At 41.8% G+C, this 12388-nt stretch carries 8 protein-coding genes and 1 tRNA gene; all 9 read right to left on the bottom strand.

What is annotated here, in order from left to right:
* Positions 1-111: 111 nt before the first annotated feature.
* Positions 112-183 (bottom strand) — tRNA-Arg (locus WBJ10_RS15900).
* Between the two features lie 41 nt (positions 184-224).
* Positions 225-1325 carry a redox-regulated ATPase YchF gene (gene ychF, locus WBJ10_RS15895; RefSeq protein WP_424292052.1) on the bottom strand — a complete coding sequence of 367 codons (1101 nt, stop codon included), beginning with the start codon at positions 1323-1325 and terminating at the stop codon, positions 225-227.
* A gap of 227 nt (positions 1326-1552) precedes the next feature.
* Entirely contained in the window at positions 1553-2320 is a 768-nt protein-coding gene (locus WBJ10_RS15890) for an SDR family NAD(P)-dependent oxidoreductase (RefSeq protein ID WP_424292050.1), read from the bottom strand.
* Positions 2321-2332: 12 nt separating this feature from the next.
* A complete protein-coding gene (locus WBJ10_RS15885) occupies positions 2333-4045 on the bottom strand; it encodes an IlvD/Edd family dehydratase (protein ID WP_424292048.1) in 1713 nt (570 codons plus the stop codon).
* Between the two features lie 90 nt (positions 4046-4135).
* Positions 4136-5692: a RagB/SusD family nutrient uptake outer membrane protein gene (locus tag WBJ10_RS15880; protein WP_424292046.1), complete on the bottom strand. Its 1557-nt coding sequence runs from the start codon at positions 5690-5692 to the stop codon at positions 4136-4138.
* Positions 5693-5713: 21 nt separating this feature from the next.
* On the bottom strand, positions 5714-8974 hold the full coding sequence (locus WBJ10_RS15875) for a SusC/RagA family TonB-linked outer membrane protein (RefSeq protein ID WP_424292044.1): 3261 nt from the start codon (positions 8972-8974) through the stop codon (positions 5714-5716).
* 273 nt (positions 8975-9247) lie between these two features.
* Complete coding sequence (locus WBJ10_RS15870; protein WP_424292042.1) at positions 9248-10135, bottom strand: helix-turn-helix domain-containing protein; 888 nt, start codon at positions 10133-10135, stop codon at positions 9248-9250.
* Between the two features lie 263 nt (positions 10136-10398).
* Positions 10399-11772, bottom strand: coding sequence for a Gfo/Idh/MocA family protein (locus WBJ10_RS15865; protein WP_424292040.1), 1374 nt, complete (start codon positions 11770-11772; stop codon positions 10399-10401).
* A 169-nt stretch (positions 11773-11941) separates the two neighbouring features.
* Positions 11942-12271: a DUF3276 family protein gene (locus WBJ10_RS15860; RefSeq protein WP_424292038.1), complete on the bottom strand. Its 330-nt coding sequence runs from the start codon at positions 12269-12271 to the stop codon at positions 11942-11944.
* Positions 12272-12388 lie beyond the last annotated feature (117 nt).

The following is a 12388-nucleotide window of genomic DNA, read 5'->3' as shown; positions in this document are numbered from 1 at the left end:
GTAACTACTTATAATTACCAAAGACCATACCATATGGTTTGAAAAAAAATAAATAAATGCCTCATTAAAATAATAAAGCCTGTTACCGCAGGTGGGTAACAGGCTTGAAAGTGTGCCCAGAGGGATTCGAACCCCCATCAGCAGAACCGGAATCTGCAATTCTATCCATTGAACTATGGGCACATTATTGGCAAATATAGCTATTCGCTTTTCAGTGGCAAGATTTAAACATTAAATCTGAAATGCATGATATCTCCATCCTGCACGATATACGTTTTGCCTTCAACACCTAATTTTCCGGCTTCTTTACATGCAGCTTCTGATCCCAGGCTTACGAAATCATCATATTTAATTACCTCCGCACGGATAAAACCTTTTTCGAAATCGGTATGGATCACACCAGCGGCCTGAGGTGCGGTGAAACCCTGAGTTATAGTCCACGCCCTAACTTCCTGTACACCAGCAGTGAAATAGGTGGCCAGATTTAATAATTTATAAGCAGCACGTATAAGCTTTGTTACTCCCGACTCAGTTAAACCAAGATCTTCAAGGAACATTTGCCGTTCTTCGTAGCTATCCAGAGATGCAATTTCTGCTTCGATCTGAGCCGAAATAACCAGAACTTCAGCATTTTCCTCTTTTACTGCTTCGCGAACTCTTTCTACATAGCTGTTACCGCTCGTGACCGATTTTTCGTCAACATTACATACGTAGAGCACGGGCTTCTCGGTAAGAAGCCACAGATCAGCAATGAATTCTCTGTCTTCTAAACTTAAAGGAGCGGTGCGGACAGATTTTCCAGATTCAAGGTGGGCCTTTACGACGTTACAAACCTCGTAGGTTTTTTTGGCATCTTTATCATTGCCTGTCTTAGCCATTTTCTCAACTTTCTGGATCCTTTTGATTATGGCATCAAGATCTTTTAGCTGAAGTTCGGTATCGATGATCTCTTTATCTCTGATGGGATCTACAGATCCATCGACGTGGATAACATTGTCATCATCGAAACAACGCAAAACATGGATGATCGCACTTGTTGCTCGAATATTTCCGAGAAATTGATTCCCGAGTCCCTCACCTTTGCTAGCGCCCTTTACAAGCCCGGCAATATCTACGATTTCAATTGTATTGGGTTGTACCTTAAGTGGTTGTACCAGTTCTGCCAGCTTGGTTAGCCGGGGATCTGGCACGGTGATGACCCCAATATTTGGTTCGATTGTACAAAAAGGAAAATTAGCCGCCTGTGCCTTCGCATTTGATAGACAATTAAATAATGTTGATTTTCCTACGTTAGGCAGGCCGACTATTCCGCACTGTAATGCCATTTTATTTGAAAGTTGAGAGTGGACAGTTGACAGTTGAATCTGATTACCGTTTACTGGTCACTGTTAAGTTTTACTAATACTTGATACTATTAAGGCCGCAAAGATAGAAATTGATTTTATCTTTTGGAGCTAATATTCATATCCACCCAAAAGCGGATTATCTCTTCTGATGTCCTGAAGTTCGATCGCTCAGCATAGGTTGACAAGGGTAAATCTGGGCTGGGTTATTAAAACGGCGACGGGCTGATAGACGACCAGCCTCCATCAATGATCAGGCTTTGCCCGGTTATTTGTTTTGCATGGTCAGATACCAAGAACATTGCAGCCTTTGCTATATCCGTAGTATTAGCAGCTCTACCCATTGGGGTAAGTTTTGACCAGGTAGATTCGTAATCAGGATCGCTCGCCGTCCTTTCCGTGATTGTAGCGCCGGGTGCCACCGTGTTCACATTTATCTTATATGGAGAAAGTTCCACTACCAGATTCTTCGCGAGCATCTCAATTGCTGCTTTAGTCATTGCATATGCGGCCAGGTTTTTATGTGCCTGATGACCGGTAACTGAAGAAGTGAATAGTAGAGACCCCCCTGATGCCTGTTTCTTCATTTGTCTGGCAGCAGCCTGGGCCAGGAAAAATGTTCCAGCCAGGTTTACGTTCATCACCTTCATAAAAGATTCCAGGGGATAGCTGAGAAATTCGCCGAAGAGGGTTATACCGGCATTCGCAATAACTATATCCAGGCGGCCGAATTTGCTGACTGCCGAATTTACTAGATGTTCAATAAAAGTCAGATTACTTGAGTCGCCCGCATAGGCAATACAATTTCCCCCTTCTTCTTGAATAGTTTCAGCCGCATGGCGGGCAAGTGATTCATCCAAATCATTAAGTAAGACCACGGCACCTTCTTTTGCCATTTGCCGGCATATTTCGAAACCGATACCCTGTCCCGCACCTGTCACTATAACTACTTTGCTGTCGAAAGCTTTTATGATCATTTAAATATTGATTTAATGGGAATCTCTTGAAACCTTACTTCCCGAATTTCCTTTTAAAAAGCCGAAGTCTGCTCCTAAATGAGCCTGTTCAACGTTATTTACATACAAATTTACATAACCTCTCTCAATGTCCGGAGGGAGCGGCTTCCACTGGTTTTTCCTTCGCGATAATTCTTCTTCCGAAAGCTCCACGTTTAAAGTTCTGCCGGGTACGTCCAGAGTAATCATATCGCCGGTTTGCAGCACACTAAAATTACCTCCCAGGGTAGCTTCGGGAGAAACATGCAGGACTACCGTTCCGAAACCTGTTCCGCTCATGCGGCCGTCGGAAATCCTGACGAGGTCTTTAACCCCTTGTGCCAGTAGTTTTACGGGAAGTGTCATATTGCCCACTTCCGGCATTCCCGGGTATCCTCTCGGACCAACGTTTTTTAATACCAATACACTGTTTTCGTCTACAGGAAGGTCGGGGTCATCAATGCGTAATTTGTAATCCTCAATATTTTCAAAAACAACCGCTTTCCCAGTGTGCTGAAAAAGATGCGGACTTGCAGCTGAGGGCTTTATAACGGCTCCATTTTCACATAGATTCCCTTGTAAAACTGCCAATGCTGTGGCATTATTAAAGGGTTTATTAAGTCCGGCAATTACTTCCCGGTTATAGCATTCTACATTTTGGTAATTTTCCTGCAATGTCTTTCCGTTTGCAGTGATGCAATCGGTATTCAGTATGGTGTCAAGCTCTTTTAACACGGCAGGTAGCCCGCCGGCATAATATAAGTCTTCCATAAAAAACTTTCCTGCAGGATGCAAATTGACCAACAGGGGAATGGAATTGGATAGACGGTCAAATTCAGTGATGTCGAGCGGAACACCTATTCTTCCGGCAATAGCTAACAGATGGATAATAAAATTGGTTGAGCCCCCTACTGCAGCGTTGACCTTAATGGCATTTTCAAAAGCCTTTTTAGTTAGAATATCAGATAATTTAAGATCTTCTTTCACCATTTCAACTATCCTTCTGCCGGAGAGCTGTGCCAGAACTTTCCTGTTGGAATCAGCAGCGGGAATGGCTGCATTTTCGGGCAGCGAAAGGCCTAATGATTCTACCATACAAGCCATTGAGGATGCAGTACCCATTACAGCGCAATGGCCATGACTCCGGCACATTCCAGCTTCCGCCATGTTTAGTTCTTCCTCCGTCATCAGCCCGGCACGCAAGTCATCCGTAAAGCGCCATATATCACTGGTTCCGATATCTCTACCCTTATATTTACCGGTCAGCATAGGGCCGCCAGAAACTACTATAGTTGGGATATTCACACTACATGCGCCCATTACCAAAGATGGGGTGGTTTTATCGCAGCCACAAAGCAATACTACCCCATCTAAAGGGTTTGCTCGAATGGATTCTTCCACATCCATACTAACCAAATTTCGGTACAGCATAGCTGTTGGTTTGATCAGTGTTTCCCCCAGTGACATGACAGGGAACTCCACTGGGAAACCCCCTGCTTGAATTATTCCCTTTTTAACTGATTCGGCGAGTTCCCTAAAATGGGAATTGCAAGGGGTGAGTTCAGACCATGTGTTACATATCCCTATAACCGGCTTTCCTTCAAATTCATCTGCAGGAATCCCCTGATTTTTCATCCAGGCCCGGTAAATGAATCCATCTTTGCCTTTTTTTCCAAACCATTGCTGGCTGCGTAATGCCTGTTTCATTCTGCTTTATTTTTTAAAGGTTCAAATACAAAGTGTATAAAAAATCCCCATCTGTGCAATACAAATGGGGATTTAATGTAATTATTTAATTTAATAACCCGGGTTTTGAGGTTTTAAATTCGGATTATTATTCATTTCCTGAACACCTAATGGGAATAAAAGATGTTTAGTCTGCAAAGCTTGATTGGAACTTTTATTGATGTGTCCCACGAAATTATCAAAGCCATTCGTAGTTTCATTATACACCTTTCTCAGGCGGACCATGTCAAACCAGGTGATGCCTTCGTAACACAGTTCGTGCCAGCGCTCTCTCCATACCGCTTCTCTGAAGGTGGATTGGTTATAGGTTCCGAAGGCTGGGGTTACTAATGTTGCTCTGTCTCTGATTCGTTTAAATGCATTATAAGCATCCATTGTAGGACCGCCAACTTCGTTTTGGGCTTCTGCAAATGTTAATAGTACTTCTGCAAATCGGATTAAAGGAACATTCAGGTTGTTATTTCGTGTACCTGCAACTCCCGCAGAACCGAATGCCGTAGTATTAAAGTGCTTAAAAATATAAGGAGCGCCTAAGCTAAATGGTGCACCATTGCCATTGGTAAAGTAGCTGGTATAGAAGTATCCTTCCTGATTTTTAGCACGTAAATCGCCAGCTGCATAGGAATTGTAAAAAGCAGGAGTAGGAACAGTACTTCCAGTACCGCCCGGACCAGCAAACGTTACAGGTTTAAAGTTAGGGAGCATATTTCCCATTGGATTGCCAGCAACCAGAGTATTATATTGAAGCATAAAAATATGTTCAACTCTATTCTTCAAGCTTTCCTTGTGCACGTCACTGTAAGTCGGGAATAGGTTGATGCTTGCTGGATTAGCATTGGCATAGACAATAACTTCATTGGCTTTATCCGCAGCCAGCTTATAATGTGAAGCTCCTTTATTTAGTGGTTGCCCCGCCATTGTTAAGTAAACTTTCGCTAATTGTGACTTTACCGCGGCCATTGAAACCCGTCCGCTGACGTCCATCCATGCAAGACCAGCTGCTTCCGCTGCCTGAAGATCTTCAACAATCAGTTTGTAAACGGCCTCTTGATTGCTTCTTGACGGACTGAAGTCTTCAGAAGCCACGCTTTGAGGTTTTGTTACAATTGGCACATCACCCCATAATCTAACAGCGTAGAAATATGCCCAGGCACGAAGGAAGTGTGCTTCTCCTAAAATTTTCTTTTTCTGAGCATCATTCATAGGCGTAATTGCGGGTACTTTATCTAACACGAGGTTAGCCTGAGCGATCACCCGATAAACTCCATTCCACCAGTTAACAATGTGTTGGGTATTCCCATCATAAGTCAGTGAATAAAGATTATTCAAATCCGAATTTTGGGCTGTTTCAGTAGTCGAGGTACCAGTAGGTGCTTCAAGTAATTGCCAGTTGGACGAAAAAATTCCTGCGCCATCTCCAATAAATCTGGTATTGTCATATACGGCGGCAATAGCGGCCTCTGCGTGATCCGGGATCGTGTAAAAGTTTTCCGGAGTCAGGTTTGAAGGAGCTGCTTCATCAAGGAAGTTGCTACAACCCGTCCCGAGCAACAGTCCTACCGACAGGATCACTTTGATTGGGGCTTTTGATATATTAATAAATTTCATATGGATGTCTTTTTAAATAATTTATAAACCAACTTGAAGTCCTAACATGAAAGTTGTAGGTTTTGGATAACTGTGCCAGAACATGCCCTGAGAGAACACATTATTGCCATCATTTGCATAACCCCCGGTCGGTGTTGTTTCGGGATCCCCATTAAGCTCTTTATGAGTGATTAGGAAAATGTTTTGACCTGTAGCATATACCCTAAGTCTGTTTAAACGAAGTTTTTGAGTAGTGCTTGATGGGAAGGTATAACCCAGCAAGAGATTTCTTCCGCGGATGAACGATCCATCTTTTATCCAATGAGTGTCGACGTTGGTTACATAACCTGCCCTTGTATCGCGGATTTGAGCGATAGGAGTGTCTTGATTTTCTGGTGTCCATGCGTTCAACACGGTAGCATAACTATTTGCAAGCGCTACCCTGTCTTCACTTGAATGCAGAGTCATGTCAAGCACATCATTGCCATATGAATATTGAAGTTCCAGCGTCAGATCAACAGCTTTATACCTGAATGTATTTAGGAATGCTCCCCAAGCTTTTGGGCTACCATTTCCAATAATCGATCTGTCGGCATCCGTAATGGCATAATCGCCGTTTACGTCTTTATATTTAATATCGCCAGGAAGAATGGTAATTCCATTCCGATAACTGGCAAATTTTGCAGCTTCCGCACGTTCAGATTCTTTCCAAGTTCCTAGTCTAGTTAATCCCCAGAATGATCCTGCAGCTTCCCCAATACGTATAATGTTGGTTGGATTGGTGAAATTAGGTCCCCCAATACCAAAAATGTCAGAAGGAGTAGCTAAGGAAAGTACCTTGTTTCTATTCATTGAAATATTGAAGGTAGTATTCCATGAGAAGTTATCGCCTTCAAAGTTGATGGTATTAAGTGCAAGTTCAATACCCTTGTTTTCCATCGATCCTACGTTCTTTCTGATAGTCGCGAAGCCACTTGTACGTGGAACGGGAGCATCCAAAAGCATATCTGTCGTTTTACGATAGTAAACGTCAGCTTCAAAAGAAATTCTGCCTTTAAATAAACCCAGTTCTAAACCGATATCACTTTGAGCAGTTTTTTCCCAACGTAAATCCGGATTTGACAAACGATTGATTCCTGTTCCACCTACACGTACATCGTTAAAAACAGCTGCATAATTTGAACTGAGAAGCGATAAAGATGAATAAGCAGGGATTTCAGAGTTACCTGTTAATCCAAAGCTAGCGCGCAACTTTAAGCTGGAAATGGTTGGGTTGTCTTTTAAGAAACTTTCTTCAGACACTCTCCAGGCTAGTGCTGCAGATGGGAAGAATGCAAACTTGTGATTTTCACCGAACTTCGAAGCGCCATCAGCCCTTCCCGTAACGGTTAAGAGATATTTATCTTGTAAACTGTAATTGATCCTGCCAAAATAAGAGTTGAAGGCGTTTCTGGATGCACTCGAACCTACAGATGGTAATAAACTTCCTGCACCAAGATTATTAAAGGCGAAATAATCTGTCGCAAATCCCTGAATATTGGCTGACATGTTGAAGAAATTAGTTTCTTGCCATGACACACCAAGTAAGCCAGTAAAAGAATGGATATCCGCAAATTTTTTATTGTACGTTAGATAATTTTCCAATGACCAGAATCTTTCTTTCCTGTTATTTGCTGATGCAGTTCCTTGCTGAGCTATGGCTAATGTCCGGGTTACAGCGGTATTCTGTTCCTGCGTAAGGATGTTTGCACCAAGAATAGTACGCATCTCTAAGCCCTTAGCCAGATTTATATTTGAATACATACTGCCTAGTGCTGTTTGAGTATTTAGTATAAATTTGGTGCCCGATAATCGATGCATTGAACTGAACGATCCTTCTGCCTGTGGAAAATCCCTGTTATTAGCAAATGTTCCGTCAGCATATCTTACAGGAAGAAACGGGAAATCTTCAACAATCTGGCGTCCTACAGCATCACTTTGATCCACTATATTTTCAGACTGAGTAGTGTAGCTGAGTGTACCGCCAATTTTTAACCATTTTTTAATCTGATCATCTATGGTAAACCTTCCAGAATAACGATTAAGGTAAGAGTTTTTCAAAAGTCCCTGATCATCACGATAACCGAGTGAGGCAGAATAAGAGTTCCGCTCATTACCACCGGTGAAGCCCAATTGATGATTTTGCGAAAGTTTATTTTGTGTTGTTTCTTCAAGCCAGTTAGTGTCATAAAGAGGGTTGCCTGAACTGTCGAATAATCGTGGATCTGTACGGCGCAGCTTGGGATTCAAACTCGCCCATTTTCCAGCAGCCCATCCGGTGGGATCGAATTTTTCCATATTTTTCCACGCTAGATCTTCCGTTGCCATGTATTCCGCAGTGTTCAACACTCTTGTGGGATTTGGACCTATTGTAGGGACGCTAAAATCACTATCATAAGTTACCTTTCCTTCCCCTGACTGACCACGTTTGGTAGTGATCAATATAACTCCGTTGGCACCTCTTGCCCCATATATTGCAGTAGATGAAGCATCTTTCAATACTTCGACAGATACTACATCATTTGGATTGATATAGTCAATGGCCTGACTTGCCTGAACCTGGTTACCTATAGGGAGCATAACTCCATCTATAACATATAAAGGGTTGTTTGAGGAGTTTATCGAACTGAAACCCCTGATCCTGACATTGGTTCTTCCCCCCGGACGGCCGGAGTTCGTGTTAACCTGCACTCCTGAAACTTTACCGGATAGAGCCTGGTTAAGTGATGATGCGGGCCTTTCCTTCAGTTTTGCTTCACTAACCGACCCTACAGCGCCGGTCAGATCCGATCTTTTTTGAGAACCATAACCGATTACAACGATTTCATTTAACGACGTATTAGACGTCGTCATAGCTACATTTATCGTCGATCTGCTATTGACGGCAACTTCTATTGTTTCATAGCCGATATAACTAATAACCAGAGTTCCATTTTCTGGAGCGTCCAAGGAGAAGTTCCCGTTTACATCCGTTGAAACTCCCGTGTTGCTGCCTTTAACTTTTACTGAAACTCCAATAAGTGCTTCACGGTTCTTCTGGTCAGTAATTGTTCCTTTCACAGGTATATCCGCCAGAGCATCTTTGCCCAGGTTTTTTATACTGGCTGGCTTTATGGAGGGGTAACTGAAATTATTTTCCAAAGCCGCTTCTGCAGATTGGATACCGGAGCCCATAAGAAGAGCGGCAGATAATAAGCTCATGCTTTTTATCCTCCAGTTTCTTTTAAATCGCATTTTGGTGAATGAGGTAGTTTGTTTTTTCATTTATTGATTTTTAGTGTTTAAGCAATTCATTTGAATGGAATTTGGTTATAAAATGGACAGTGTTTAGATAGTAAGGCTGATTAGCTTTCTGTAAGGAATAGAATCATGTAATGCTAAAATTATGGACACTTTGGAGATTAAAATGTCCTGAATTTTACAAAAAGTATAAAATTATTATCCCTATTATGGCAAAGTCAATAAGCCGGTTAACAGCCGTTAATCACTGATCATTTGATTGAGGCTTTTTAAATAAAATGATTGGGGTAGAATAGGTCAATTCGCAGATTCATTGATACTGCATTTGTATTGATAAGGACTTTGCTTGGTATGGTGCTTAAATACTTTGCAAAAATGTGAATCGGAACTGTATCCGCACAAAAAGGCTATTTCAGAAATAGGCTTATCTAATTCGATCAACAGTTTCCTTGCATGGGTCATCCGTGCATCGGCGAGATATTGTGTAAATCTCATTTTCGTTCTGCTCTTGAAAAAACGGCAAAAAGATGGCAAGGTCATACATGCAACTTCTGCAACTTTTTTTAGCGAAATAGGCTTATCGATATTTTCTTTAATAAACTTGATCACATCAATTAGCCTATCAGAATTTTGACCGCCATGGGGATGAAGTTCATCATGTATGAAATTTCGATCTTTTGAAATGGATATTATATGCAGGATCTGCAGAAACCCTATTGCTTTTTCGAAACCTGATTTTGTTGCCAGACCTTTTAGTTTTTCTGATATTGAGTTCCTGGTCTCACCGAAAATATTAATTCCTTTAGCTGCATGTTGTAGCATATCTTTGACCCCATCAAACTCGGTAGCAAAAGCAACCATGGGTTCAAAGATTTTCGGATTGATATACATGACAATTACTTTGGAACGCATGGTTGAATCTTTTTTATAAAATGCGGGGTCGCTTTGCCAAATGTGGGGAACATTAGGGCCGATAAAAACCATATCGCCTGATTCGTAATAACTGACTTTATCGCCAATAATTCTTTTGCCATACCCTTCAACGATAAATACTAACTCTAGCTCCGGATGTGAATGGTAGCACGGTCGGCCGTGAATAGGGGAAAAAAAATAGGCCTGATCTCTAAATTCTATATGCAGGTTATTATTGGTAAATGGTGTTATTTCTGTTTGGAGAAGTCTCATAATTCCAAATTAATTTGCTTTGAAAATTCTTAACATATGGGCTCTACAGGATATCATCTTGCATATTGGAAGCACGTATACTCAATTACGATATTTGAGCTAAATGTTCAGGATGTTTCATAAGATATTAACTGCAATTTATACAATTAATAATAATAAAAAAGAGTGGAGCATAAATTCAATTAATGCTCCACTCTTACAAATGAATCAATGTTTGGACAGCAATATTTACGACTGTATTGCGTAGCTATTTAGAATAAAACCTATATTCCTTTCACACCCCAGCCTTTTCGATATTTGCGACGCAAAAACTTTTCCGCTTGTGGGTAATTGGGGAACTTCATTCTGTCAGCATCCCATTCCAGCACCTGGCCAGGAACGCGAATTGCGACTGTTCCGAGTAATATAGCCTCAGTCATTGGGCCAGACTGAGCGAAATGTGATTCGGTCTTATCACCGCCGAGGCAAGCATCTACAAAGTGATGATAATGATTGCGCTCCTTTAGTTCCGGAAATTCAAAATCCTTGAATTTGCTTTCGGGCAATAGTTTAGGCATTTTGCCATGCGGTATAAGTAGAGCGCCTTCAGTGCCAATTATCATTGCGGATTCAGCAGGATAATCTTCGATTGAGAATAAAGCCCTCACTTCCTCTGGAGGATAAAATTCCCCATCAAACCATTCCACAGGAAGTACGTCTGATTCGGTGTGTTTATTTCCCGGGAACGTCCACGAGATATGGTTGCCTTGCGGCCAGGTGTCCGCCCGGCGCTCAGGCGAGTCTTGCCAGGATTTCTGAACTTCTGCTACAACAGAATTTGGAGATTTCAAGTCGAGGCCCTTCCAAACGGCATCGAATATGTGGCAGCCTATGTCTCCCGACCATCCTGTTCCAAAATCTTGCCATGTTCGCCATGTTGTTGGATGATAGATTTCAGGTACATAAGACCGCATGGGTGCTGTACCAATCCAATTCTCCCAGTGTAAAGTAGATGGTGGTTCTTGCCCCTGAGCGGGACGTGGTCCTTCAAGCCGGTATCGGGCAACTGCACCCGGGCGGTTGGAGCAAAGATATGCGTGTTTGATTTTGCCGATTACACCTTCTTTGAGCCACTGTACGCCTATACGATCACCAATGCTTGATGCAACCTGGGTTCCAAGTTGGGTAATGACTCCGGCCTTGACCGCTTCATTGGTAAGAATGCGAACTTCAGCTACGTCGTGGCACAAAGGTTTTTGGCAATAAACATGTTTGCCGGAACGAATAGCCTGTACGGCAATGGCAAAGTGATTATGATCTGGTACGGCTACATTGACTGAGTCAATTCGATTTCCTTCGACTTTTAGGAGTTCACGCCAATCAGTGTAGGTGCGTGCACCTGGGACGGCTTCAGATGCCCTTTTTAAATTATTTTCGTCTACATCGCATATAGCGACAATCTGCAAATTTGGATGTTTTTTAAAATTCTGCAAATCTCCCCATCCCATTCCCCCAACGCCGATGCAGGCATGATTAAGTTTGCCGGCTGGGGTTGCGGCTTTCGCTGATGACCGAAGGATCATTGGCCCTATTATGGCAGCGGTTGCGGCAGTGACTAAAAAATGCCTGCGCGATACTAAAGGGTTTTTGTTCTTCATCTGTACATTGAATTTCTAATTCTACGAAAGCCAAAATAAAAATTAGAGTTAATTTAAAATGTCGCTGGCTTAACCATATTTATCACCACATGACCATTTTAATTATTAGCTATAAAATAAAAAAGCCATCCATAAAAACGGACAGCTTGCAATATCGCTATATTATATTTTAGATTTCGAACGAGAAGTCGTCTCCGATTTTTGCAGTTTCTGTATGATTTTCGGAATATTCATACCTTTTCTCAACAACTTCCTGGTTAGCCTTAATGTAGTCTATGGTTTCCTTCAGGCCTTCAGCGAACTTCTCAAAATCTTCTTTGTAAAGGAAGATTTTGTGTTTGATAAACACACCATCTTCTAAACGTTTTTTACTTTCTGTTACAGTAACATAATAGTCGTTAGAGCGTGTTGCCTTTACATCGAAAAAATACGTGCGTTTACCCGCTCTTACCTTTTTTGAAAAAACCTCTTCTCTTTCTTTGTTGTCGAAATCTCCCATTTTCATGTTTTTATGTTGAGGTAAATATAATAGATATTCGGAAAGTTACAAATTGATTTTTTTGAGGCTCTCCTGTGTGGGATTAAATGCAGTTTTGCAAAGCCTTTTTGCCCATTA

This window comes from Daejeonella sp. (genome assembly GCF_049655485.1).
Lineage (GTDB): Bacteria > Bacteroidota > Bacteroidia > Sphingobacteriales > Sphingobacteriaceae > Daejeonella.
This window is presented reverse-complemented; position numbering and strand designations above follow the sequence as displayed.